We start from the raw sequence: 24123 nt of genomic DNA, 5'->3' as shown, positions 1-24123 counted from the left end.
GCGCCGCAGACACGCCGCGCGGCACCGAGCAAATCGCTCGGATCAGCGGAACACCGGCGCGTCCGCCGACGACACATCGATGTGCGTCACCCCGCGATCCGCGAGGGCGACCAGCATGCGCGCGAGCACCTCGGCCTTGTAGCGGGTGCGCTCGGCGTCGCCCCACAGCACCTCGACACCGCTCGCAAGGGTGAAGGTGACGTCCTGCCCGCTCGAAGCCGTCACCGACACGAGCTGCGCGCGCAGCTCGTCAGGCATGTCGCGCAGTGCGCGGCCCGCCGAGCGGAACGCCTCCGACGAGAAATCGGTGACCGCGCCCACGGCCACCGGCGCCCCCGCAGGCGGCGTCTCCGCCGACGCCAGCAGCACACCCGCCGAGTCGTAGACCGAGAATCCGGCGTCGCCCTGCACCGAGATCACCGGCACTCGCTCCTCGATGCGCACGAGCAGAGTGTGCGGCGGCACCCGCTCGACGGCGTAGTGCTGGATCATCGGGAACGGTTCGAGGGCGCGATGCACCTCCGCGTCGTCGACGAGCGCCAACGGGCGGCCGTCGAAGCGGGCGAGCGCCTGCTGCACATCGGCGGGGTTCACGTTCGCCGCGCCCACCACCTGCACCTCGCGCACCGCCATGATCGGCGTGAACGCCCCCGCCACCACGAAGAGCGCGAGCGCCCCGACGGCGGCGAGTGCGATCAGCCAGGTACGGCGGCGGCGACGGCTCTCCGCGGAGAAGCGGCGACTCTCGGAGCGCAGCTGGGCGCGGCGCTGCCGCTCGGCATCCCGGAGACGGCGCTCAGCCGCGCGCACGGGGTCGCTCTCGCGAGAGGAGCGCAGCCGGGCGAGTGAGAACCGCGACGCCGGTACGGCGGGCACGAGATCGCGGCGATCCCGACCGTCATCGGCGCGGGCACCGGGAGCGGCATCCGCAGCGCCCGGATCCGCGTCCACGACAACGGAGCCCGCGTCCGGCGCGGGCCTCGGGCCCGTTTCGTCTCGGCTTTGCTCCGCGGCCTCCCGCGCCTCGCGCACATCGCTGAGATCGACGGTGGGGGCGAGGCCCGGATCGGCGGGTCCACCGTTGGCAGCCGCGGGTGCGGGCGCGCCCTGATCCGCCCGATCCGTATCTGCCCGCATCGCGAGCCGACGACGCAGCAGCGAGGAGCGCGGAGCCTCATCCGGGCCGTCCTCCTCCGGAGCGGAGCGGCCCGTCTCGGCGGGTGCCGCGTCGGCGTCCGACCGCCCCCGTTCCGGGGTGCGGTCGAATCCGCTCGGCCGCTTCATCGGCCAGACCGCCTCGTCACCGTGCCGGTCCTATGCGCCGGCGGGCTCGAAGCGGTCGCGCAGCGCGGCGACCACCTGCGGGATGATCCGGTAGACCGAACCGCAGCTCATCGTCACCATCACGTCGCCCGGGCGCGCGATCTCGGCCAGGTAGTCGGCGGCGTCCTGCCAGTCGGGGCGGTAGGCGACCCGGCTCTGGTCGGCGAAGTCGTCGGCGACGAGCGCGCCGGTGACGCCCTCGACCGGATCCTCGCGTGCGCCGTCGACCGCGATCACCACCGTGTGGTCGGCGCCGGCCTCGAGCACCTCCGCGAACTCGCGGTGGAACAGCTGCGTGCGGCTGTACAGGTGCGGCTGGTGGATCGCGATGAGCCGACCCTCCTCGCCCACCACGGCGCGGGCCGAGTCGAGCAGCGCGGCGACCTCGGTGTGGTGGTGGGCGTAGTCGTCGTAGACGCGCACCCCGCCGACCTCGGCGTGGAACTCGAAGCGGCGCTTGGTGCCCCCGAACTCGGCGATCGCGGCGAGCGCCGCCCCAGCCTCGAAGCCGAGCCCCGTGAGCACCGCGAGGGCGCCCACCGCGTTGACCGCGTTGTGGCGGCCGTACACCGAGAGCTGCGCCTCGTGCCGCTCGACGGCGCCGTCGGCTCCGGCGAGCTCGACCGCGAACCGCACCGGGCCCGAGGCGTCGATCGAGACGATGCGCACATCGGCGTCGGCGTGCTCGCCGAAGGTGCGGATCGGGGCGGCCCCGCCCGCCGCGCGCACGGCGTCGAGCACCTCGACGGCGCCCGGATCGTCGGCCGAGATCACCACCTGCTCGCGGGCTCCGAGCGCGAAGTCGACGAAGGCCTGCATGAAGGCCTCTCGTGAGCCGTAGAAGTCGAGGTGCTCGGGGTCGACGTTCGTGATGAGCGCGACCGCGGTGTCGTAGAGCAGGAAGGACTTGTCGCTCTCGTCGGCCTCGATCACGAAGAGATCGTCGCCGCCGGGCGCCGAGCTCACGCCGAGCGACTCGATGACACCGCCGTTCACGAAGGAGGGATCGGCGTCGAGGCCGAGCAGCCCCGTGACGATCATGCCCGTCGATGTGGTCTTGCCGTGAGCACCGGCCACCGACACCACGCGCTTGCCGCGGGCGAGCCACGCGAGGGCCTGCGAGCGGTGCAGCACCGGCAGCCCCTTCGACAGTGCGAGCTGGTACTCGGGGTTGTCCTGCCAGAGCGCGCCCGTCACGACGAGCGTGTCGGCGTCGCCGACGTTCGCGGCGTCGTGGCCGATGCTCACCGGGATGCCGAGCTGCTCGAGTGCCTCCGTCGAGTAGTTGGCGCTGCGATCGGATCCCGTCACCCGCACGCCGGCCTGGTGCATCATGCGGGCGATGCCGCTCATACCCGAGCCGCCGATGCCGACGAAGTGCACGCGCCCGAGCTCGTCGGGGATCTCCATCTCGAGATCGGGGTAGATCATCTGGCCTCCCAAGGATTGACACTCCAGCGTACCGCTTTGGGAGGAGATGGGAACTCAGTTCCCGGCGCAGGAGGTATCGAAGCCGGCATCGTGCAGCGCAGCTGCTCCGGCGTCCCCGAGGCGCACCGCCCACTTCGCACCGGAGGACTCCACGGGAAGCGTCACCGGGTGGAGGTCCGCCGCGGCGAGACGGCGCCACTCCCCAGGATGCCACCCGCCGCCGACGGTGAGCGCGTCGCTCCCCGCCCAGGCCGTGCGCAGCAGCGTGGCCGGATCAGTTGCGGCGAATCGTTCGCGTACCGCGTCGAGGACGACCGCTGCCGAACGTGCGCGGCTCTGCGCTCCCTCGGCTTCGGAGACCGGCACCCATCCACCATCGACGTATGACTCGGCGTGACGCGCGCGCACCAGTGCGAGCGCCTGGGCGCCGTCGAGCCGTTGAGCCCCGGCAGTGAGCTCGAGGTCAGCGGCCGGATCGCGCAGCGGAGTCGGCAGCTCGACGTCGATACCGCCGAGCGCATCGACGACGTCGGCGAATCCGCTGGCGTCAATCTGCACATAGCGATCCACCGAGACCCCGAGGCCGGTGCAGATCCCCTCGATCACACCGCCAGGCCCATCGAGCAGGGTGACCGCGAGACGCTGCAAGCGGCCGGCGTGCGTCACGAGGATGTCGCGCGGAACGGACACCGCCGACACCTCACCACCATCGCCGAGTCGCACGAGCAGCACCACATCAGCACGCGCACGTCCGTCCGCTGCATATTGAATGTCGTCGGGCGATCGTTCGATTCCCGAGTCCGCACCGACGAAGAGATACACGTGATCGTTGCGTGGTGCTTCCCCGAAAGGCACGAAGTCCGCCCGGTCGACACGTGCCGCGAACGCTCCTGCTCCGGCGCCCACAACGAGGAGGAACGCTCCGCACATTGCCAGCGCACCGCGAAGCACGCGGGCGCGTGGCCGCGGCGGGAAGGGATTCCCGCCGCGGCCACGCGCCCGAACGAACTTCGTCACGAAGACTTACTGCACCGCACCCCGACGACGGTTCGCGAGCACGAGCCCGGCGCCGAGTACGAGGGCCGCGGCGCCCGCGATCCCCGCACCGGTGAGCGCCTCGCCGCCGGTCTGGGCCAGCTTTGCCCCGGCGGACTGCTTGATGAGCTCCCAACCGTTCGGCCCGAACAGGAACTCCGCGTAGCCGATCACCGTGCCGTCGGCACGCTGCACGACGAGCTTGTGCACGCCAGCCTCGATCTTCGCCGGCAGCGCGAACTGGGCAGTGTTCGAGGCGGTCACCACAGCAGAGCCGAGCGAGTGTGGCGTCGAGAACAGCGTGCCGAACACGGTCTGGCCGCTGTAGCCGCGCGGAAGGATCACCGTAGCGAGCGGGTTGCTGGGGTTCCGCGTATCGATGGACACCGCGGAAACACCGCCGTTAGGCGCACCCGGGGCCGGCTCGGCCGGCAGCGCGGGCCAACCGGTGTTGCCGCCGTTGTTCCCGCCGTTACCGTTATCGCCACCGCCGTTGTCACCACCGCCGTTGTCACCACCGCCGGAGTAGGGGTCGGCTTCGACGACGAGCGAACCGAAGGCCAGGAACACCTGTTCCGTGAGCTCCCCGTCATAGGCGGCGAAGTCGCAGATCTGAATGACCGAGTACGTGTCCGGGCGAGTGGCGGTGCCCGTGTAGATCCAGCCGCTGTCCGTGGAGGTGATGACACCGGGCTCTCCGGGCCAGCTCGCCTCGCCACCCTCACGGAAGTGCACATCCATGGCGACGAAGTCGAGGATCGGCCCGCCCGCGCCGTCACTCCAGGTGGCGGGACAGTCCCGACCCTCGACGGTGTACTGCTCTCCCTCGATCACCGGGCTCGAGACCACGAGACCCGGCGTGGCCTGCGCCGCGGCCGCACCGAATCCGCTGAGCGCGAGCGCAGCGACGGCGGCTGCCGCCCCGAGCTTGCTTGAGTGTCGCATAAACTTCTCCCCATCCTTTTCCCACGTCACAGTAGGGAAACACGCAGTCGGGCAAAAACTTACCCAGGGACAACTTATGCATTCCCTGGATGCAAGTCAAGCCACGGATGTATCTCAACGCGGCACCCAGAACTTTCAATCACACTGGCACGCAGCCCCGAGTTGCCGGATCCCGCGGGCCGTGCGGCAGTGCGGCCGTGCGGAGTCGGATACGGATCACTTGCGCAGCGAGCGTTCCGCCTCGGGTTTCGGCACGAGCGGCACGGCGAGCGCCGGCGTCACGGCGGCGAGCGCGAGCGCCGCGGGCACTCCGAGCACGCCGATGAGGGCGCCCACCACCGGCCCGACAGCGGCGGCGGCGAGGAACTGCCCGGTGTTCTGGATGCCGAGCGCCCGGCCCGCCCACGCGGGCCCCGCGATCTCGGCGACGGCGGTGAAGGCGAGGCCGTTGTCGGCCACGCTCACGCAGCTCGCGACGAGGTACGCGACCGCGGCGGCGACGGCCCACTCGGCCCAGCCGAACGCCGCGGCGGCGAGCAGTGCGGCGATCCCGGCGATCGCGACGAGCCGCAGCGGGCCGAGGCGCGACATCGCCCGGTCGCTCCAGGCCCCCACCACGATCCGGCACGCGGCGCCGGCGAACTGCGAGGCGGCGACGAGCGCACCGGCCGCGAGCGCGCTCCAGCCGAAGCCGACCGTGAACCAGACCAGGCCGAAGGTCGACAGCGCGAACTGCGGCACCACGAGCAGCATCGAGACCGCGTGGATGCGCACGAGCGTGGACGAGGCCCGGTACGGGTTGCCCGGCGCGACGGCGCCGGCCCGTGCGGAGCGCTGCGGGTCGCGCACGGCGAAAGCGCACAGCAGGAGGCTGAGCGCGCTCAGCGCACCGCCGAGCGCGAGGGCGGCTCCGATGCCCCACGCTTCGGCGAGCGGGGGCACGCCGAGCGCGGCGACCGCCATGCCGAGCGGCTGGCAGGTCTGCCGGATGCCCATCGCAAGCCCGCGCCGCTCGGGCGGGAACCAGCCGGTGATGAGCCGCCCGCTGGCGCTGTTCGTGCAGGCGGAGACAGCACCGCTCGCGACGAACGCGATGCCGAGCGCCGCGAAGCCGTGCACGGCGGTCGATGCGACCACCACCACGACCGTCAGCGAGAGACCGACGAGGATCACGCGCCGTTCCCCGAAGCGGTCGGTCGCCGCGCCCCACGCCACGAGCGACAGCACCAGGCCGAGATTCGGGGCGCCGGCGAGGAGCCCCGCGGCGGCGAGGCTCATCCCCTCGCGGTCGAGCATGTGCGGGATCAGGAACGCGGGAGCGGCCGCCACGACGGTGGTGGCGGCCTGCGCCACGACCATGGCGGCGAGCATCCACCACAGGGCGAACGGGATGGACGGTCGGGCAGCGGGCGTCTGCATGCGGGATCGGGCCGCGCGCTAGCGGGCGGCGAGAGCCTCGCGCACCAGTGCGAGCAGGCGCTCCGTGCCGTCGAGTGCGCCGGCCCCCCGGGCGCGATCGGCCATGTCGGCGAGACGCGCCTCGTCTCCCACGAGCGGGATGAGCACTGCCCGCACCCAGTCGGGCGTCAGCTCGTCGTCCTCGACGAGGAGCGCGCCGCCGGCCGCGACGACGCCGGCCGCGTTGAAGCGCTGTTCGCCGTTGCCGTGGCTGTAGGGCACGAAGACCGCCGGGATCCCGAGCCCCGAGAGCTCGCTCACCGTGGTGGATCCGGCCCGGGACACCGCGAGATCGCAGGCGGCGAGCGCGAGGTCCATGCGGTCGCAGTACGGGATCACGGTGTACCCCGGCACCGCTGGATCCTCGACCTCGGTGAGACCGCCCCAGATGTGCAGCACCTGGATATCGGCGGCGGCGAGCTCAGCCGCCGATGCCGAGATGCCCCGGTTGATCGCGCGGGCACCGAGCGAGCCTCCGGTCACGAGCAGCGTGCGCTTGACCGGATCGAGCCCGAAGTGCTCGCGCGCCGCCGCGCGCAGCCCCTCGCGATCGAGACCCGTGATCTCGGGCCGCAGCGGCATACCGGTCACACGAGCCCCCGGGATGGGCGTGCCCTCGAAGGTCACCCCCACATAGGGCGTGCTGCGAGCGCCGAGCTTGTTCGCCATGCCCGGCTTCGCGTTGGCCTCATGGATCACGACGGGCACGCCCTCCTTCGCGCCGGCGCGGTAGGCCGGGGCCGAGGCGTAGCCGCCGAAGCCGACGACCACGTCGATCGAACGCTCGCGGATGAGTGCGCGGGTCTCGCGCACGGCGCGAGCGAAGCGGGCGGGGAAGCGCAGCGCGGCGAGATTGGGCCGCCGCGGGAACGGCAGCCGCTCGATGTGTACGAGCTCGTATCCGCGCTCGGGCACGAGCCTCGCCTCGAGCCCCTCGCGGGTGCCGAGCACCACGATCTCGGCCTCGGGCTCCTCGGCCCGGATAAGATCGGCGAGCGCGAGCAGCGGGTTGACGTGGCCGGCGGTGCCGCCGCCGGCGAGCAGGTAGCTGGTCATCGGATGCCTCGGCCCCTTCTTCCTGTGGGGGCGGCAGCTTCGAGCTCCGCCCGGTATTGCGCGCCGTCGCGCGCGATCGAGATGACGACGCCGATGGCGGCGAGACAGGCGATGAGTGCGGTGCCGCCGGCGCTGATGAGCGGCAACGGCACGCCCAGCACGGGGAACACACCGATCACGACGCCGATGTTCACGAAGGCCTGGCCCACGATCCACACCATGATGCCGCCGACCACCGCGCGCCCGAAGCGGTCGCGGGCGCGGGAGATGACGCGCAGCATCACGACCATGAGCACGATGAACAGCACGATGACGAGCAGCGCGCCGATCAGCCCCAGCTCCTCACCGATGATCGCGAAGATGTAGTCGTTGTCGGCCGCGGGCAGCCACGACCACTTCGCCTTCGAGTTGCCGAGCCCCACGCCGAAGAGCCCGCCGCTGGCGAGCGCCCACATGCCGTGCGTCGACTGCCAGTCGAGCCCGCTGTAGTCGTCGGTCTCGCCTGCGTGACTGAGCAGGCGCGCCATGCGGTTCTGGCTGGTCACCACGAAGAACACCACCGCGAGCAGACCTCCGCCGGCCGTGACGCCGAGCGTCTTCCAGCTGATCCCACCGAAGTACATCGCGCCGAACACCATCGCCGCCATGATCAGCACCGTTCCGAGATCACGGCCGAGCAGCACGACGCCCAGCGCGATCACGGCGCCCGGCAGGATGATCGGCACGATCTCGTGCCGCATCTGACCCAGCAGCGGCTCCTTGCGCTGCAGCACTGCGCCCACCCAGACGACGAGCGCCAGCTTCAGCGCCTCGGACGGCTGCGCGCCGAACCCGCCGATCTGGATCCAGTTGCGGTTGCCGTAGACCTCGATGCCGAGCGGCGTGAACACGAGCAGCTGCAGCGCGATGCCCAGACCGAGCAGCACCCACGCCCAGCGCTTCCAGAACGTCACCGGCATCGCCGCGGCGATGAGCATCAGCGGGATGCCGATCAGCGCGAACGAGGCCTGACGCCAGAACCCTCCGAAGAACCCCTGATCGTCGAGGTACGAGGTGATCGACGAAGACGAGAGCACCATGATGAGGCCGAAGCCGACGAGCAGCAGCGTGATGGCGTAGAGCGCGGCGACCGTCGAGTCGGAGCCGGTGCGCAGCATCGCCCCGAGGCTGATGCGGGCCTGGCCCGGTGCGCTCCCCCCGGGCTCCGCCGATTCGGACGCCACGCCGATCACTCCAGTTCGCGCACGGCCGCCTGGAACTGGCGGCCCCGATCGGGGTAGTCCGTGAACTGATCCATCGACGCGGCAGCGGGCGCGAGCAGCACCGTGTCGCCCTCGCTCGCGAGCGACGCGGCGGCCTGCACGGCGCGCGTCATCACCTCACCCGCAGCTCCCGCAGGCACCGACTCGCGCTGCGCGGTCTCCGGCACGATCTCGACGCGCGGCACCTGCGGCGCGTGCGCTTCGAGCGCGGCGAGCACTCCGGCGCGCTCAGCGCCGATGACCACCACGCCGCGCAGACGATGCGCGTGGGCCTCAACGAGCTCGCCGATGTCGACGCCCTTCAGCAGGCCGCCCACGATCCACACCACCCGCTGCAGCGCCCGCAGCGACGCGTCGGCGGCGTGCGCATTGGTCGCCTTCGAGTCGTCGACCCAGTGGACGCCGCCCTGCTCGCCGAGCTGCTGCGCACGGTGGGCATCGGGGACGAAATCGAGGATCGCGCGGGCGATCTGGGCCGGCTCCACGCCGCGCGCCCGCGCGAGGGCGCTCGCGGCGAGCACGTTCTGCACCATGTGGGGCGCTGCGATGCCGCGTTCGGCGAGTTCGTCGACCGTCACGAGCTCATAGGCTTCGCTGTGCCGCTCCGCGTGGAAGCCGCGATCGATGAGGATCCCCTCGACCACGCCGAAGCCGCTCGGCGGGGGCGAGTCGAGACCGAAGCTGACGGCGCGCGCGCCCTCGACCACGTCGGCCTCCTCGACCATGCGCTCGGTCTCGGCGTCGGCGCGGTTGTAGACGCAGGCGACCTGGGTGTGCGCGTACACCTTAGCCTTCGCCGTCCAGTACCCCTCGACGCCGCCGTGCCAGTCCAGATGGTCGTCGGCGAAGTTGAGGCAGGCGCTCGCGTAGGGCGAGATCTCGCCCAGGCGGGCGAGCTGGAAGCTGGAGAGCTCGACCACGATCGCGTCGTACCCCTGCGGATCGCGCAGCGCGTCGAGGATCGGTGTGCCGATGTTGCCCGCCGGGGTGGCCCGCAGACCCCCGGCCACGAGCATGTGGGCCGTGAGCTGCGTGGTCGTGGTCTTGCCGTTGGTCCCCGTGATGCAGATCCAGTCGGCGATCCGCGCAGTCTTGTCGCGCAGCCGCCAGCCGAGCTCGATGTCGCCCCAGACGGGGATGCCCCGCTGGGCCGCCCACGAGGTGAGCGGGTGGTCCGGCAGATACCCGGGAGAGACGATCACGAGATCCGGCCCGAACGCGGCCAGGTCGCCCAGCTGCTCGGGGTTGGTGTCGGCGCGGAAGCGCTCCGAGCCGATCACGTCGAGCAGGCGCTCGCGATCCGGATCAGGCGCACCGTAGATCACCCGCACTCGCGAGCCGAGCTCGACGAGCGTGTCGGCGACCGAGAAGCCGGTGACCCCGAGACCGAGCACTGCGACCCGCAACCCGGCCCAGTCGTCGTGCCAGCTCGAGAGCGCGAGCACCCGCTCAGTGGTCCACTCGGTCTGGTTCACGTGCTCCCCCGCCTTCTCCGCCATGCCGTGCTCCGTCACTGCTGCAGCAGCCATTCGCCGTAGAACGCGCCGACGCCCGCGATCGCGAACAGGCCGGCGACGATCCAGAACCGCACCACCACCGTCACCTCGGCCCAGCCCTTGAGCTCGAAGTGGTGGTGGATGGGGCTCATCAGGAAGATGCGCCGTCCCTTCGTCACCTTGAAGTAGAGGCGCTGCAGGATCACGGATCCGGTCTCGATGATGAAGAGCCCGCCCACGAGCACGAGCAGCAGCTCGGTGCGGGTGAGGATCGCGAGCGCCGCGATCGCGCCGCCGATGGCCATCGATCCCGTGTCGCCCATGAACACCTTGGCGGGGTTCGTGTTCCACCACAGGAACCCGGCGAGCCCGCCGAGGAACGCCGCCGACACGACGGCCAGGTCCATCGGGTCGCGGGTGCCGTAGCAGCCGAGCTCGCCGGCGGTCGCCGCGCAGCTCTGCGCACCCTGCCAGAAGCCGATCACCAGGTAGGCGCCGAACGCGAAGATCGCGGCTCCGGCCGCAAGCCCGTCGAGGCCGTCGGTGACGTTGACGGCGTTGGTCGTGGCCGTGACGATGACCATGATCCAGATGATGAAGAGCGCGGTGCCCGCGACGGCGCCGAACATCAGGAAGTCGAAGGAGGTGTCGCGGAACAGCGAGATGTGCGTCGAGATCGGCGTCACACCCGCCTCGTTCGCGAACTGCAGCCCGAGCAGCGCGAAGGCGATCGCGATGGCGATCTGGCCCGCGATCTTCGCCCAGCCGTTCAACCCCGCGGAGTTCTGCAGACGGGCCTTCATGAAGTCGTCGATGAAGCCCACGAGGCCCGCGCCGACCGCCATGAGGATCACGAGCAGCGCGGACGGCGACGGGGTCTCCCCCATGATGAGCTTGCCCACGAAGTACGCGATCACCGAGCCCGACAGGAAGATGAGCCCGCCCATCGTGGGCGTGCCCCGCTTCACCTCGTGCTCCTTCGGACCGTCGACGCGGATCGGCTGACCCCAGCGCAGACGGTTGAAGCCGCGCACGAACAGCGGTGTGAGCAGCAGCGAGTAGAGCAGCGAGAAACCGCCGGCGATGAGCAGCGCGATCATGCGTGGGCCTCCCCCAGGCGGTCGCCGAGGCGCTGCAGCCCCGCCGAGTTCGACGATTTCACGAGCACCGTGTCGCCCGGCCGCAGCGTGCGCTCCAGGTAGTCGTAGGCCTCGTCCTGGGTCTCGAAGAACACGCTCTCGCCGTCCCACGATCCCTCGTTGATGGCGCTGATGTGCAGGTGGCGCGCCTCCTTGCCCACCACGACCAGTTCGGAGATGCGCAGCCGTACGGCCTGCAGGCCGATGCGGATGTGCTCCTCGATCGAGTACTCGCCGAGCTCGCTCATCGCGCCGAGCACCGCGACCGAGCGGCCGTCGGGCTTGCGGATCTGGGCGAGGGTGCGCAGCGCGGCGCTCATGGAGTCGGGGCTGGCGTTGTAGGCGTCGTTGACGATGGTGATGCCGTCGCGGCCGCCGAGCACCTGCATGCGGCCGGGCGCGGCGAGGGTCGCGGCTTCGAGCGTCTCGACGACATCGGCGAGCGGCAGCCCGAGTTCGAGGCCGACCGCGGCTGCCGCCAGGGCGTTCATGACGTGGTGCTCGCCGAGCACGCGGAAGTGCACCGGCTGCGACGCGGCCTCGCCGCTCGCGAGCGTCGTGTGCAGCGTGAACCGGGTGCCCTCCGCTGAGGAATCGACGTCGCTCGCGCGCACATCGGCCTCGGGGTGCAGCCCGAACCAGCGCACGCGGGCGCGGGTGAGATCCGCCATCTGCGCGACGCGGGGGTCGTCGCGGTTGAGCACCGCAACCGCGCCCTCGGGCAGCTCGCGCACCATCTCGCTCTTCGTGCGGAAGGTGGTCTCGATGCCGCCGAACTCGCCGGCGTGCGCGAGACCGACCGAGAGCACCACGCCGATGTGCGGCGGGGCCATGGCCGTCAGCCGGGCGATCTCGCCCTCGGCGCTGGCGCCCATCTCGGCGACGAGCGTGCGGGTGGCACCGTCGACGCGCAGCATGGTGAGCGGTCCGCCGACCTCGTTGTTGAACGACTTCGCCGACGCGACCGTCGGCCCCAGCCGCTCCGCCATGACCGCGACGAAATTCTTGGTGGTCGTCTTGCCGTTGGACCCGGTGATGCCCACGATGGTGAGTTCGCCGCGGTCGCGCACGCGCCGCACCACCTCCGTGGCGAGCGCTCCGAGCGCGTCCGTCGCGTCGGCCACCACGATCTGCGGCACCGGTTCGTCGAGCTCCCGCTCCACGACGAGCAGCGCGGCTCCGGCCTCGACGGCCTTGCCCGCGAACAGGTGGCCGTCGGTCTCCTCTCCGCGTCGGGCGAAGAAGATCTGACCGGGACGCACCTCGCGCGAGTCCGTCTGCGACTCTCCGGAGATTGTGGTCAGGGGGTCGGCCTCCGCGACGAGTCGCCCTCCGGTCGCGCGCGCGACCTCGTCCAGCGTCAGTTCAATCACGGAAGCAATCCTGCCTCGCGGAGCGCACCGCGTACCTCATCACGCGCCGAGTACGGCAGATGCTGACCGGCGACTTCCTGGTAGTCCTCGTGTCCGGGACCGGCATACAGGATAACGTCACCGGCTCCGGCGAGCGAAATGGCGAGGCGGATCGCGGTGCGGGGGTCACCCTCCTCGATGACCTCGGCCTGGTCGGCCGAGCGCGCTCCGGCGATGAGCTGGGCGCGGATCGCCTCCGGCGGCTCGGAGCGGGGGTGGTAGTCGCAGACGATCACGGTGTCGGATCCGGCCCCCGCGATCCGCCCCATCTCCTCGCGCTTCGTGGTGTCGCGGTCGCCGTCGGCGCCGAACAGGAAGATGATCTTGCCGGGGGCGACCTCGCCGAGCGCATCGAGCATCGCTTCGAACGCCCCCGGGGTGTGCCCGTAGTCGACGTAGAAGCGAGGCCCTCCGGCGTCCGCCGCCGACATCAGTTCGAGCCGGCCCGGGATGTAGACGGGGATCCGGCCCCGGTCGAGGCCGGCCTCGACCCGTGCGAGCGGCACGCCGGCCTCGTGCAGCATGATGAGCGCCAGCGCGGCGTTCTCGGCCATGAAGCGTCCGAACAGCGGCACGCTGCCGCGGAAGTGCGCGCCCTCCGGGCCCTGCAGCACGAAGGAGACGCCGTCGATGGTCTGGCGGGTGATCGCGAGGTGCCAGTCGGCTTCCTGCCCGTACTCGGTGGCGAGCCGGGTGACGGGGATGCGCGACTCGCGCGCGATCCGCTGTCCGTGGGGCGAGTCGACGACCACGACGCCGCGCTCGGCGTGCTCGGGCGCGAAGAGCGCGAGCTTCGCGGCGAAGTAGGTCTCCATGTCGCCGAAGTCGTCGAGGTGGTCCTGCGAGAAGTTGTTGAAGGCGACGACGTCGAAGCGCACGCCGTCGATGCGGTGGCGCTCCACAGCGTGCGCCGAGACCTCGAGCGCGACGCCGTCGACGCCGCGCTCGCCCATGCGGGCCAGCAGCGCGTGCAGCTCGGGCGCCTCGGGGCTCGTGAGGTCGGAGACGATCACCTCGTCGCCGATGCGCCGCTCGGCGGTCGAGCTGAGGCCCGGGGTGAAGCCGGCCGCGCGCAGCAGCTCGGCGAGCAGGTAGACCACGCTCGTCTTGCCGTTGGTGCCGGTGATGCCGAACACCTTGGCCCCGAAGTCGCTCGTGGCGTAGACGGTCGCGGCCACCTCGCCGAGGATCTCGCGCGGGTTCTGCTCGGAGACGAGGATCGGCAGGGCGGATCCGGCTTCCCGTGCGATCCCGGCGCCCTCGGCGTCGGTGAGCAGGGCCACCGCGCCGGCGGCCTCGGCCTGCGTCGCGAAGGAGGCGCCGTGGCGGCGGGCCCCGGGCAGGGCCGCGTAGAGGTCGCCCGGCCGCACGTCGCGCGAGTCGAGGGTGACGCCGGTGGCGGCGACGCCAGCGGTCTCGCCCCGCGGCTCGAGGGCGAAGCGCACCGCCAGCTCGTCGAGCCGGACGGGTGCGGGGTGCTGCGGTCGGATGCTCAGGGCATCTCCGGTACTCACTGCGTAGGCCTCCTGCGGGCGTCTGATCAGTACTCCGTGGGGAGCGGTTCGAAGGTTCCGGTGGAGGGCGGGATGCGGAAGGTGCGGATCGTCGCCTCAGCCACCTCTCGGAAGGCGGTGATGGCGGCGGTGCCGCCCTCGTTCGAGCCCGTGCCCGGGAACGCTATCGATGCTACCGCGACGTAGCGGGGGTCATCGGCGGGGAAGATTCCGGCGAAGGAGTGCACGTAGTCGCTGCGGTAGCGGCCGGTCTCCGGATCCACCTGCTCGGCGGTGCCGGTCTTGCCCGCAATCCGGTAGCCGGGGATGTCGATGATGTTCTTGTACCAGCCCTGCGTCACGACGGTCTCGAGCATCTGCATGACCTGGTCCGAGGTCTGCTCCGAGACGGCGCGCTGCGGCTCGCCGTGGTCGAGTTCGGTGCGCTCGCCGGCGTCGTCGGTGCAGCTGCGCACGAGGGTGGGCGGGATGCGCACGCCGTCGTTCGCGATCGTCTGGTAGACGCCGGCCGTCTGCACGATGGTGGCCGAGAGCGCCTGCCCGAAGGCGGTGTTGTAGGAGGTCTGGCGGTCCCACTGCTCGGGCGGGTAGAGCAGGCCCGCGTCCTCGACCGGCAGCCCTGCCTGGGTGCCGACCCCGATGCCGAAGCGCTGCAAGTAGTCGTAGCGGGTCTCCGCGGGGAGCAGGTTGCCGAGGGTCGCGGTGCCCACGTTCGACGACTGCGTGAGGATGCCCGTGAGCGTCCACTGCATCGGTTCGTGCCGGAAGGAGTCGCCGAAGCGCACGCCCGGCTCGGGCTCCAGGTAGTCGGGGGTGAGGTTGCGCGTGTACGGCGTCGCGACGCCCTGGTCGATGAGCGCCGATGCGGTGATGGTCTTGAAGGTCGAGCCGGGCTCGTAGGGCGAGGTGAAGGATCGGGCCTCGCGCTTCGCGGGGTCCGAGGCGTCCACGTCGTTCGGGTCGACGGAGCCGTCCTCGGCGACGGCGACGAGTTCGCCGGTCTTCACGTCCATCACCACGAGCATCCCCCACTCGGATGCGGTGCGCTGCACCTGGGCGTTGATGGCCTGCTGGGCCTCCCACTGCAGGTCGAGGTCTATGGAGAGCTCGACGGTACCGCCGTCGACGGCCTTCTCGGTGACGACGACGCTGCCGGGCAGGGCGACGCCGTCGGCGCCGCGCTCGTAGGTCTCCTGGCCGTCGACGCCGGTGAGGCACTCGTTCTGGGAGAGTTCGACGCCGGAGAGCGGCACGCCCTCGAAGCCGTTGAAGCCGATCAGATTGCCCGCGACGGCGCCGTTCGGGTAGTCGCGGGTGTGGTGCTGGTCGAAGGTGAGCCACGGGATCTGCAGCTTCTTGAGCTCGTTCAGCGTGGGCAGGTCGATGCCGCGCTTCACGTAGGCGAAGTCGGATTTGGGGTTCTCGGCCAGCGCATCGTCGACGATCTTCTGGATCTCCTCGGCCGACTGCCCGGTGAGCGCTCCGATCTCGCCGAAGGCCTCCTTCGCGGTCACCGTGACGGTGCCGATGCCGCGCTCGAGGTCGGGGCGCGGGAACTTGCCGCCGTTGAGGGTGGTGTTCTTCGGGGAGAGCTGCACGTCGTAGCGCTCGTCGGTCGTGGCGAGCACCTCGCCGTTGCGGTCGACGATGTCGCCGCGCACGCTCGCGATCTTGACGGGCACGGCGCGCTTGTCGCGGGCGTCCTCGTTCAGCGCGGCGGCCGACACCATCTGCACGTCGACGAGGCGCACGAGGAAGACGAGCGCGGCGATGACGACGATCGCGAGTGCGATGGTGCGCCGCAGCGCGGCGGTGCGGAGTGATCGCATGTTCCCTCCCCCTCTCGTGCGCGGTGCTCCGGGAGCCCGCTCAGCGGGTCTCCGGAGCGGGCAGCTTGCCCTTCCAACGTACCGGCGGGTCGATGGACTGTTCCTGTGCACCGCCGACCGCGCCGCGCGGAACCAGCAGGCCTTCGGCGTCGACCACCGGCATCGATTCGAGTGTGGAGTTCGGCACGAGGTTGCCGCGCACCTCGGAAGTGGGCGAGTCGAGCGCGCCCAGCACGGCGCCGTCGCTGAGGCGCAGCGTGGCGGGCCTGGCGTTCTGCACCATGCCGAGGGCCGCCGCGTTCTCGGCGAGGTTCTGCGGCGACGAGAGCTTGTCGACGTGCTGGGAGAGCACCCGCTCGACGCGGGAGAGATCGCGCTGCTCGATCTCGAGCGCGCGGGCCTCGTAGGCGCCCTGGGAGATCGCGATGCTCAGTCCCAGCTGCGTCGCGAGGATGACGAGGATCACGCCGACCGCGATGAGGCCGCCCAGGAGCGGGCTCGCGGCGCGCTGCTTGAGGGTCTGCGGCGTCTCGGCGATGCGCAGGTGCCGTTCGCCGGGCTGCGCCGGAGCGTTCGCCGGGGCCCCGCCCGCGGGGGCGGCGTCGAATCGGATCGGAACCGTGCTGTTCATCGCACCTCCCTCGTGCGCTCGGCGGCTCGCAGCCGCACTGGGATGGCCCGCGGGTTGCGGGCGCGTTCTGCATCGTCGGCGAGCTCCGCACCGCGGGTGAGCAGGCGGAACTCGGGCCGGTGCTCGGGCAGTTCGACGGGCAGCCCGGGCGGGGCCGTCGACTTGCTGCGCTTCGCGAGCTCGCGCTTCACGAGTCGGTCTTCGAGCGACTGGTAGGACATGATCACGGCGCGGCCGCCCAGGCCGATCAAGTCGAGGGCTGCGGGGATCGCGCGTTCGAGCACCGCGAGTTCGCCGTTCACCTCGATGCGCAGCGCCTGGAAGACGCGCTTGGCCGGGTGGCGCTGATCCCGCACCGCCGCTGGCGTGGCCTGCTGCAGCACCTCGACCAGCTGGCCGCTGCGCTCGATCGGAGCCTCGGATCGCGCGGCGATGATCGCACGGGCGTAACGGGCGGCGAGCGGTTCTTCTCCGTAGCGCTCGAAGATCGCCCGGAGGCGGCCCTCGGGGGCGGAGGCGAGCACCTCGGCCGCGGTCTCGCCGCGGCTCTGGTCCATGCGCATGTCGAGCGGCGCGTCCTGCGCGTAGGCGAAGCCGCGATCGGCTTCGTCGAGCTGCAGCGAGGAGACGCCGAGGTCGAAGAGCGCACCGTCGATGCGATCGTAGCCCGCGTCGCGCACGGCCTGGCCGATCTCGTCGTAGACGGCGTGCACGCGCACGATGCGGTCGCCGAAGCGTTCGAGCCGGCGACCGGCGAGTCCGAGGGCCTCGGTGTCGCGGTCGAGCCCGATCACGGTGAGGTCGGGGTGGGCTTCGAGCATGGCTTCGGTGTGACCGCCCATGCCGAGGGTCGCGTCGACCGCCACGGCGCCGGGCCGGTCGAGGGCGGGCGCGAGCAGTTCGAGGCAGCGGTCGAGCAGCACGGGAACGTGCAGTTCGCTCGCGTCTCGGTCGTCTCGTTCGGGGGTGTCGTGCTGGATCATGATGCGTCCGGGCTAGAACATGCCCGGGATCACCTCCTCCTCGATGTCGGAGAAGGCCGACTCCTGCTCGGCCAGGTAGCTCTGCCAGGCCTCGGCATCCCAGATCTCGGCGCGGCTGCCGGCCCCGATCACCGCGAGTTCGCGGTCGAGACCCGCATACTCGCGCAGCGCCTGCGGGATCGTGATGCGGCTCTGCTTGTCGGGGGTCTCCGGGTGCGCTCCGGAGAGGAACACGCGCAGGTAGTCGCGCGCCTGCTTGGAGGTGACGGGGGCTTGCCGGATGCGGTCGTGCATCTCGGCGAACTCGCTCTCGCTGAAGACGTAGAGGCAGCGCTCCTGCCCGCGGGTGATGACGAGGCCTTCGGCGAGCTCGTCGCGGAACTTGGCCGGGAGGATCAGTCGGCCCTTCTCGTCGAGGCGGGGCGTGAAGGTACCGAGGAACACGGACGCCCCCTTTCACCGACTCGACTGTGGAATCCCACACTACTCCACTTTCCTCCACTTCACGGGTTTTTCTCTCCACCCAGTCGCGGCTCGCCCACGCCATCCCGCGACTCCGTTGAGATTTCGCGAATCTCAGCGACACTCCCGAGCGATCGGAGACAGGCGCGCGTGCACCTCGCGACCGCCCGAATCCGGCAGAACGGTGCCCCAGAGGCCGGTATGCGGGGTCGCGTCAGCCGGAAGTGGAGGAAAGTGGAGCCGAGCGCGCACGGCACGGCCTGCCTCCGCCAGCGCGCGATCCGCCGCACCAGCAGAGCCCCACCTCATTCGGGGTCACTTGTGGCCGCGTGTCGCACTTCGACACGGCTAGAAGTGACCCCGATTTGCAGACCGCCGAGGCGCGGAGAGGAACGGTGAGAGGCAGCGAGCTCGGGGCGCACTGCGCGACGGCTCGGGGCGCAACTACGCGACGGCTCGGGGCGCAACTGCGCGACGGCTCAGCACGGCATGCCGAATGCGGGCACGAAAAAGGCCGCGGTCGTAACCGCGGCCTCTGAGATCTCTGCGATGTGCGCCGGTTAGCGCTCGCCCTCCATGCGCTCGTCCCAGCGGCGCTCCATGCGCTCGCTGAACGACTCGCGCGATGACGCCCGCGCGCCCGCATCGTCAGCGGGCTTGCCGAGGGACGCCTCGCCGCTCGTCTCGGCGGAGGAACCGCGGGCGAACATCAGCATGACGCCGCCGAGCATCGCGGCGAAGCCGATGAGACCGAGCCAGAGCTGCTGCGAGGCGACGCCGCCGATCAGCACGCCCAGGCCGACGAGCACCACGACGATGCCGAGCACGAGGGACCGGTAGTTCATCCGGCGACGCGCGCCGGGGGCGGTCTGCAGCACGTCGGCTTCGCTCTGATAGAAGCTGCGCTCCATCTCGTCGAGCAGCCGCTGTTCATGTTCTGACAGCGCCATGACGATCCCTCCCGCACTTGAATGATCCGTTCCCCACAGTCTACTGTCTCCGGCGCGCGGCTAGGCTAGTCGCGTGCAAGAAACGACACGACTCGCAGGGCTTATTCAGGAGCGGATCAACGACACGCTGGCCCGACATCGCGCCGCTCTCGAACCCCTCGGGGCCGACGCCGAACCCCTGCTCGACGAGGCCTTCGGCTTCCTCTCGGGCGGCAAGCGATTCCGCGCCCAGTTCGCGGTGCTCGGCTACCGCGCGATCCGCCCCCTCGACCTCGCCTCCGACGTCGACGCCGAGTTCGGCGCGGTGCTCGACGCGGCGTGCGCGCTCGAGCTCTTCCACGCGGCGGCGCTGATCCACGACGACGTCATCGACCGCTCGGACACCCGCCGCGGCCGTCCGGCCACCCACCGCCTGTTCGCGGCGATGCACCAGCAGCACGGGTGGCGCGGCTCGGCCGACCACTTCGGCCTCGCCGGCGCGATCCTGCTCGGCGACCTGCTGCAGTCGTGGGCCGACGAGCTCATGCAGGCCGCGGGAGACGCCCTGCCCGACCGTGCCGCCGCGCAGCAGGCCCGCCGGCACTTCAACCGCATGCGCAGCGAGGTCGCCACAGGGCAGTACCTCGACGTGCTCGAAGAGCAGCACGCTCAATTCGCCGCGCACGAGGAGCAGCTCGAACGCTCCACCCGGGTGCTCGTCTACAAGTCGGCGAAGTACAGCGTCGAGGCCCCGCTGCTGATCGGGGCCGCCCTCGCCGGCGCCGGCGAGCAGCACGAGCGGGCGCTCGCAGACTTCGGGCTGCCGGTCGGCGTGGCGTTCCAGCTGCGCGACGACCTGCTCGGCGTGTTCGGCGACGAGGAGCTGACGGGCAAGCCCATCGGCGACGACCTCAGCGAAGGCAAGCGCACCGTGCTCGTCACGCTCGCCCGCGAGAACCTGCCGACGACGCAGCGGCGCATCTTCGACGACATGCTCGGCAGCGAGCTCGACCGCGAGCAGGTCGCCATGCTGCAGCGCACGATCCGCGAGAGCGGGGCTGTCGAGCGCGTCGAGGAGATGATCACGCGCAACCTCGACCGCGCCACCTCGTCGCTGCAGCGCGCGCAGATCCGGCCGGATGCGGCGCAGCTGCTCCTCGGCCTGTCGGAGCGCGCGGCCCGTCGCGCCTTCTAGGGCGCGTCTCGCGCACTCCAGGACGCCGGTCTCAGCGCGCCCGGCAGCCCCGGTATGGGGTCAGAAGGCGAGGGCCTGGGTCGCCCGGCGCACCGCGCTCTTGCGGCCCGCGAGCAGCGAGTCGATCGGCCGCTCCCCCAACTCCTCGTTGGGCGAGAGCAGCCACGCCACGGTCTCCTCGTTCGAGAACCCGGCGTCGCGCAGCACCAGGATCGTGCCGCGCAGCGGGGGCAGCGGGTGCCCGTCCTGCACGAACTCGGCGGGCACGCTCAGCACGCCGTCGATGCGCACGGCGGCGAGGTGGTGGTCTTCGATGAGACGATGGATCTTGCCGGGCGCAAGGTCGAAGATCTCGACGAGATCGGGCATCGTGAGGAACGGCGTATCGGGTGCAATGTTCTGGGGCACGCTTCAACTCTGCCAGCGTCCTCCGCGGATCGCAATCCGCGGCCGCGCGGCGCGCATCCCGCGAGCGGGCATGGTTCTTCCGTAGAATCTCGACGTGACCTCTGTGCCTGCCGACCCGCTGATCGGGCAAACGCTCGACGGACGATACGTGATCCGTTCGCGCATCGCCCGCGGCGGAATGGCGATGGTGTACCTCGCGAACGACCTGCGCCTGGAGCGCCGGGTGGCGGTGAAGGTCATGCACGAGCACCTTGCCGAGGACGAGAACTTCACGCGGCGCTTCGAGCAGGAGGCGCGCAGCGCCGCCGGTCTCTCCCACCCCAATCTGGTGAACGTCTTCGACCAGGGGCACGATCTCGGCCGCACCTACCTCGTGATGGAGTACCTGCCGAGCATCACGCTGCGCGAGCTGCTGAAGCAGCAGAAGCGGCTCACAGCGGAGCAGGCGCTCGAGATCGGCGGGGCCGTGCTCTCGGGTCTCGCCGCGGCGCACCAGGCCGGCATCGTGCACCGAGATCTCAAGCCCGAGAACGTGCTGCTCGCCGACGACGGCCGCATCAAGCTCGGCGATTTCGGCCTTGCCCGGGCCGTCAGCGCGAACACGACGACGGGCCAGGCGCTGCTCGGCACGATCGCGTATCTCTCGCCCGAGCTCGTCACCCGCGGCATCGCGGACGCCCGCAGTGATCTCTACGCCTTCGGCATCATGCTCTACGAGATGCTCACCGGATCGCAGCCGTTCACCGGCGAGCAGCCGATGCAGATCGCGTACCAGCACGCGCACTCGGAGGTACCGCTCCCCTCTGCGAAGGCGAGCGAGGCGACGCCCGAGATCGACGAGCTGGTGCGGTGGACCACGCAGCGCGACCCGGAGGATCGACCGCGCGACGCCGCAGAGGCGCTCGCATTCATGTCGGGGCTTTCTTCGGGGCACGCTCCGGCCGGGGCCACCCGGGTCCTGCCATACGATCTGGCCGGCGGCACGCCGACCCCCTCGACCACGGCGCTCGACGGGGCGCAGCGGCAGGCGCTCGCGGCCGGCCTGGGCGACGATCCCGCCGAGACGGGCGGCACCGCGCCGCAGCCGGCATCGGCGCCGCCCTCGCCGATCGACCGAGCGGCCGCCTCGGCGGCGCGACGCACCCGCAAGGGCCGGCTCACAGCGGCCCTGCTCGTGCTGCTCATCGCGCTCGCGGGCGGCGCGGGCTGGTGGTTCGGCCAGGGTCCCGGATCGCGGGTGACCGTGCCCGACGTCGCCGGACAGCAGATGGCCGAGGCCCAGGGGGCGCTCGAGGATCGCTCGCTGCTGGTGGAGGTCGTCGAGTGCTCGAGCCTCGACGTGCCCGCGGGGTTGGCCGCCAGCACCGATCCAGAGTCGGGGTCGCGCCTCGACCGGGGCAGCACGGTGCGCCTGTGCCAGTCGAGCGGGCCGAAGCAGCTGCCGGTGCCGACGATCTCCGGCCTCCCCCTCGAACAGGCCCAGCGAACCATCCGAGAGGCGGGCTTCACCTTCGGCGAGGTGCTCGAGGAGCGCTTCGACGCCTCGACCGCGGACACCGTGCTCGCGGCGCTCGGCGAGGACGGTGAACCCCTCGCGGAGACCTACCCCGAGCGCGGCAGGGTCGACCTCGTCGTCTCGGCCGGCGCCATTCCCGAGGTCGCGGGCCTCTCCGTCGAGCAGGCCACGCGGGCGCTGCAGGCGAGCGGCCTCACGGTCGACGCGTCGCTGGCCGCCGAGGAGCACCACGCCGAGATCGAGAAGGGCCGCGTCATCGCGATGATCCCCACCACCGATCCGGTGCGTCCCGGTGACTCGGTGGGGTTGACCATCTCGCTCGGCCCGGAACTGTTCGAGATCCCGGACGTGTCCGGCATGGGCTTGCAGGAGGCGATGGACGCGCTCGCGGGGGCCGGGTTCTCCCCCACCACGCTCGTGCCGGACGCCCTGCGCGGCTTCGCGAAGGCCACCGGCACTGATCCGGCGGCGGGCGAGCGAGTGCCGGCCGGCACGGAGATCCGGGTCAAGAGCACGATCTCGCTCTGAGCCTCGGGGTCGGCAGGGTTCTCGGGTTCTGAGGTTCTGAGACTCCGCGGTCCTGCGGTCCCGAGACGGCGCCGTGCCGAGGATCACGCACCCCGAACGCGAAGAACCCGGGAGCCGCACGGCCCCCGGGTTCTCGACGCGCTCGGCGAAGCGGCTGCGCCGCCCTACGGCTGCTTCAGCTCCTCGGCGACCTGGAAGGCGAGTTCGAGCGACTGACGGTGGTTGAGGCGCGGGTCGCAGACCGACTCGTAGCGGGTGGCCAGCGCCTCCTCGTCGATGTTCTCGGATCCGCCCAGGCACTCGGTCACGTCGTCGCCGGTGAGCTCGACGTGGATGCCGCCGGGGAAGGTGCCGACCTCGCGGTGCGCTTCGAAGAAGCCGCGCAGCTCGTCCATGACGTCGTCGAAGCGACGGGTCTTGTAGCCGGTCGACGAGGTGATGCCGTTGCCGTGCATCGGGTCGGTGATCCACAGCGGCGTCGCGCCCGCGTCGCGCACGCCCGCGAGCAGGCCCGGCAGCACGTCGCGGATCTTGCCCGCGCCCATGCGGGTGATGAAGGTGAGGCGGCCGGGCTCGCGCTCGGGGTCGAGCTTGTCGATGAGGCGCAGCGCGTCGTCGACGGTGGCCGTCGGGCCGAGCTTCACACCGATCGGGTTGCGCACGTGCGACAGGAACTCGACGTGGGCGCCGTCGAGGTCGCGGGTGCGCTCTCCGACCCAGAGCATGTGCCCGGAGGTGTCGTAGAGTTCGCCGGTGCGCGAGTCGACGCGGGTGAGGGGGCGCTCGTAGTCGAGCAGCAGCGCCTCGTGGCTGACGTAGAACTCGGTCTGCTTGAGCTCGCTGTGGTCGACGCCGCAGGCGTCCATGAAACGCACGGCGCGGTCGATCTCGGCGGCCAGCGATTCGTAGCGCTGGTTGGCGGGGTTCGACACGAAGCCCTGGTTCCAGGCGTGCACCTGGCGCAGGTCGGCGAAGCCGCCCTGCGTGAAGGCGCGGATCAGGTTCAGCGTCGACGCCGACACGTGGTAGCCCTGTACGAGCCGCGACGGGTCTGCGGTGCGCGACTCGGGGGTGAAGTCGTAGCCGTTGACGAGGTCGCCGCGGAAGGCCGGCAGCGTCACGTCGCCGCGGGTCTCGGAGTCGCTCGATCGGGGCTTCGCGAACTGGCCCGCCATACGCCCCACCTTGATGACGGGCATCGAGGCGCCGTAGGTGAGCACGACGGCCATCTGCAGCAGCGTCTTGACGCGGTCGCGGATCTTATCGGCCGTGGCCGCAGCGAAGGTCTCGGCGCAGTCGCCCCCCTGCAGCAGGAACGCCTCGCCCCGTGCGGCGGCCGCGAGGCGGGCGCGCAGCTGGTCGGCCTCGCCCGCGAAGACGAGCGGCGGCTGGGCGGCGAGCTCGTCGGAGGCCGCCTGCACGGCTGCAGGATCCGGCCAGCTCGGCTGCTGCTTCGCCTCCAGCGCGCGATACGCGTCGAGCTCCGCGAACGCGCGGGCAGCAGTATCGGTGGTGTGGCTCGTCATCTTCGATCCCTCGGTCGGCAAACGGGTATGCTGACGCCGCAGCCG

General features: G+C 71.1%; 20 protein-coding genes. 2 read left to right on the top strand and 18 right to left on the bottom strand.

All coding sequences use genetic code 11. The annotated features are described in order from the left end of the window. Positions 1-42 precede the first annotated feature (42 nt). The 16 genes from H629_RS14380 to H629_RS0101985 all read right to left on the bottom strand — a co-directional run bounded on the left by H629_RS14380 (position 43) and on the right by H629_RS0101985 (position 18926). Positions 43-1284 carry a cell division protein FtsQ/DivIB gene (locus H629_RS14380; protein ID WP_024355699.1) on the bottom strand — a complete coding sequence of 414 codons (1242 nt, stop codon included), beginning with the start codon at positions 1282-1284 and terminating at the stop codon, positions 43-45. Between the two features lie 30 nt (positions 1285-1314). Next, a complete protein-coding gene (gene murC, locus H629_RS0102055) occupies positions 1315-2754 on the bottom strand; it encodes a UDP-N-acetylmuramate--L-alanine ligase (RefSeq protein ID WP_024355698.1) in 1440 nt (479 codons plus the stop codon). A 54-nt stretch (positions 2755-2808) separates the two neighbouring features. Beyond that, on the bottom strand, positions 2809-3684 hold the full coding sequence (locus H629_RS0102050; protein WP_084705322.1) for an LCP family protein: 876 nt from the start codon (positions 3682-3684) through the stop codon (positions 2809-2811). Between the two features lie 93 nt (positions 3685-3777). Continuing rightward, positions 3778-4734: an LPXTG cell wall anchor domain-containing protein gene (locus H629_RS15525; protein ID WP_024355696.1), complete on the bottom strand. Its 957-nt coding sequence runs from the start codon at positions 4732-4734 to the stop codon at positions 3778-3780. Positions 4735-4950: 216 nt separating this feature from the next. Next, complete coding sequence (locus H629_RS0102040) at positions 4951-6153, bottom strand: MFS transporter (RefSeq protein ID WP_024355695.1); 1203 nt, start codon at positions 6151-6153, stop codon at positions 4951-4953. Between the two features lie 18 nt (positions 6154-6171). Next, the gene (locus H629_RS0102035) at positions 6172-7248 is read right to left on the bottom strand and encodes a UDP-N-acetylglucosamine--N-acetylmuramyl-(pentapeptide) pyrophosphoryl-undecaprenol N-acetylglucosamine transferase (RefSeq protein ID WP_024355694.1); all 1077 of its coding nucleotides are present in this window, start codon (positions 7246-7248) and stop codon (positions 6172-6174) included. Beyond that, positions 7245-8405 carry a putative lipid II flippase FtsW gene (ftsW, locus tag H629_RS0102030; RefSeq protein WP_240470995.1) on the bottom strand — a complete coding sequence of 387 codons (1161 nt, stop codon included), beginning with the start codon at positions 8403-8405 and terminating at the stop codon, positions 7245-7247. Before ftsW ends, H629_RS0102035 begins: the two co-directional genes overlap by 4 nt. A 71-nt stretch (positions 8406-8476) precedes the next feature. Beyond that, complete coding sequence (gene murD / locus H629_RS0102025) at positions 8477-10009, bottom strand: UDP-N-acetylmuramoyl-L-alanine--D-glutamate ligase (protein ID WP_024355692.1); 1533 nt, start codon at positions 10007-10009, stop codon at positions 8477-8479. An 11-nt stretch (positions 10010-10020) separates the two neighbouring features. Then, on the bottom strand, positions 10021-11106 hold the full coding sequence (mraY, locus tag H629_RS0102020; protein ID WP_024355691.1) for a phospho-N-acetylmuramoyl-pentapeptide-transferase: 1086 nt from the start codon (positions 11104-11106) through the stop codon (positions 10021-10023). Further along, entirely contained in the window at positions 11103-12518 is a 1416-nt protein-coding gene (locus tag H629_RS0102015; RefSeq protein WP_024355690.1) for a UDP-N-acetylmuramoyl-tripeptide--D-alanyl-D-alanine ligase, read from the bottom strand. Before H629_RS0102015 ends, mraY begins: the two co-directional genes overlap by 4 nt. Beyond that, on the bottom strand, positions 12515-14071 hold the full coding sequence (locus H629_RS0102010) for a Mur ligase family protein (protein ID WP_024355689.1): 1557 nt from the start codon (positions 14069-14071) through the stop codon (positions 12515-12517). Before H629_RS0102010 ends, H629_RS0102015 begins: the two co-directional genes overlap by 4 nt. 26 nt (positions 14072-14097) lie before the next feature. Beyond that, complete coding sequence (locus tag H629_RS0102005; protein WP_024355688.1) at positions 14098-15900, bottom strand: peptidoglycan D,D-transpeptidase FtsI family protein; 1803 nt, start codon at positions 15898-15900, stop codon at positions 14098-14100. Between the two features lie 40 nt (positions 15901-15940). After that, positions 15941-16531 (bottom strand): cell division protein FtsL, encoded by a 591-nt coding sequence (gene ftsL, locus H629_RS0102000; protein WP_024355687.1) that lies wholly within the window; start codon positions 16529-16531, stop codon positions 15941-15943. After that, positions 16528-17514, bottom strand: a complete 987-nt coding sequence (gene rsmH, locus H629_RS0101995) for a 16S rRNA (cytosine(1402)-N(4))-methyltransferase RsmH (protein ID WP_024355686.1) — start codon at positions 17512-17514, stop codon at positions 16528-16530. The genes ftsL and rsmH overlap by 4 nt, the downstream gene beginning before the upstream one ends. A gap of 12 nt (positions 17515-17526) precedes the next feature. Next, positions 17527-17958 (bottom strand): division/cell wall cluster transcriptional repressor MraZ, encoded by a 432-nt coding sequence (mraZ, locus tag H629_RS0101990; RefSeq protein WP_024355685.1) that lies wholly within the window; start codon positions 17956-17958, stop codon positions 17527-17529. Positions 17959-18536: 578 nt separating this feature from the next. Further along, positions 18537-18926, bottom strand: coding sequence for a DUF3040 domain-containing protein (locus H629_RS0101985; RefSeq protein ID WP_024355684.1), 390 nt, complete (start codon positions 18924-18926; stop codon positions 18537-18539). A 73-nt stretch (positions 18927-18999) separates the two neighbouring features. Between H629_RS0101985 and H629_RS0101980 the strand changes: the two genes are divergently transcribed. After that, positions 19000-20100 carry a polyprenyl synthetase family protein gene (locus H629_RS0101980; protein ID WP_024355683.1) on the top strand — a complete coding sequence of 367 codons (1101 nt, stop codon included), beginning with the start codon at positions 19000-19002 and terminating at the stop codon, positions 20098-20100. A gap of 60 nt (positions 20101-20160) precedes the next feature. On the opposite strand, the gene H629_RS0101975 is transcribed toward H629_RS0101980, so the two are convergent. Next, positions 20161-20508 (bottom strand): Rv2175c family DNA-binding protein, encoded by a 348-nt coding sequence (locus H629_RS0101975; RefSeq protein WP_024355682.1) that lies wholly within the window; start codon positions 20506-20508, stop codon positions 20161-20163. 94 nt (positions 20509-20602) lie between these two features. On the opposite strand from H629_RS0101975, the gene pknB reads away from it, so the two are divergent. Next, positions 20603-22552 carry a Stk1 family PASTA domain-containing Ser/Thr kinase gene (gene pknB, locus H629_RS0101970; protein WP_024355681.1) on the top strand — a complete coding sequence of 650 codons (1950 nt, stop codon included), beginning with the start codon at positions 20603-20605 and terminating at the stop codon, positions 22550-22552. A 164-nt stretch (positions 22553-22716) separates the two neighbouring features. On the opposite strand, the gene H629_RS0101965 is transcribed toward pknB, so the two are convergent. Then, the gene (locus H629_RS0101965) at positions 22717-24078 is read right to left on the bottom strand and encodes a class II 3-deoxy-7-phosphoheptulonate synthase (RefSeq protein WP_024355680.1); all 1362 of its coding nucleotides are present in this window, start codon (positions 24076-24078) and stop codon (positions 22717-22719) included. Positions 24079-24123: the final 45 nt, after the last annotated feature.

Source organism: Leucobacter chironomi DSM 19883 (assembly GCF_000421845.1).
Taxonomy (GTDB): Bacteria; Actinomycetota; Actinomycetes; order Actinomycetales; family Microbacteriaceae; genus Leucobacter; species Leucobacter chironomi.
The sequence above is the reverse complement of the archived record's forward strand: the minus strand, read 5'-3'. Positions and strand labels throughout refer to the sequence as shown.

Coding starts and splice junctions, on each gene's coding strand:
- H629_RS14380 (WP_024355699.1), bottom strand. CDS start 1,284: ATGAAGCGGCCGAGCGGATTCGACCGCACCCCGGAACGGGGGCGGTCG.
- murC (WP_024355698.1), bottom strand. CDS start 2,754: ATGATCTACCCCGATCTCGAGATGGAGATCCCCGACGAGCTCGGGCGC.
- H629_RS0102050 (WP_084705322.1), bottom strand. CDS start 3,684: ATGTGCGGAGCGTTCCTCCTCGTTGTGGGCGCCGGAGCAGGAGCGTTC.
- H629_RS15525 (WP_024355696.1), bottom strand. CDS start 4,734: ATGCGACACTCAAGCAAGCTCGGGGCGGCAGCCGCCGTCGCTGCGCTC.
- H629_RS0102040 (WP_024355695.1), bottom strand. CDS start 6,153: ATGCAGACGCCCGCTGCCCGACCGTCCATCCCGTTCGCCCTGTGGTGG.
- H629_RS0102035 (WP_024355694.1), bottom strand. CDS start 7,248: ATGACCAGCTACCTGCTCGCCGGCGGCGGCACCGCCGGCCACGTCAAC.
- ftsW (WP_240470995.1), bottom strand. CDS start 8,405: ATGCTGCGCACCGGCTCCGACTCGACGGTCGCCGCGCTCTACGCCATC.
- murD (WP_024355692.1), bottom strand. CDS start 10,009: ATGGCGGAGAAGGCGGGGGAGCACGTGAACCAGACCGAGTGGACCACT.
- mraY (WP_024355691.1), bottom strand. CDS start 11,106: ATGATCGCGCTGCTCATCGCCGGCGGTTTCTCGCTGCTCTACTCGCTG.
- H629_RS0102005 (WP_024355688.1), bottom strand. CDS start 15,900: ATGCGATCACTCCGCACCGCCGCGCTGCGGCGCACCATCGCACTCGCG.
- ftsL (WP_024355687.1), bottom strand. CDS start 16,531: ATGAACAGCACGGTTCCGATCCGATTCGACGCCGCCCCCGCGGGCGGG.
- rsmH (WP_024355686.1), bottom strand. CDS start 17,514: ATGATCCAGCACGACACCCCCGAACGAGACGACCGAGACGCGAGCGAA.
- H629_RS0101985 (WP_024355684.1), bottom strand. CDS start 18,926: ATGGCGCTGTCAGAACATGAACAGCGGCTGCTCGACGAGATGGAGCGC.
- H629_RS0101965 (WP_024355680.1), bottom strand. CDS start 24,078: ATGACGAGCCACACCACCGATACTGCTGCCCGCGCGTTCGCGGAGCTC.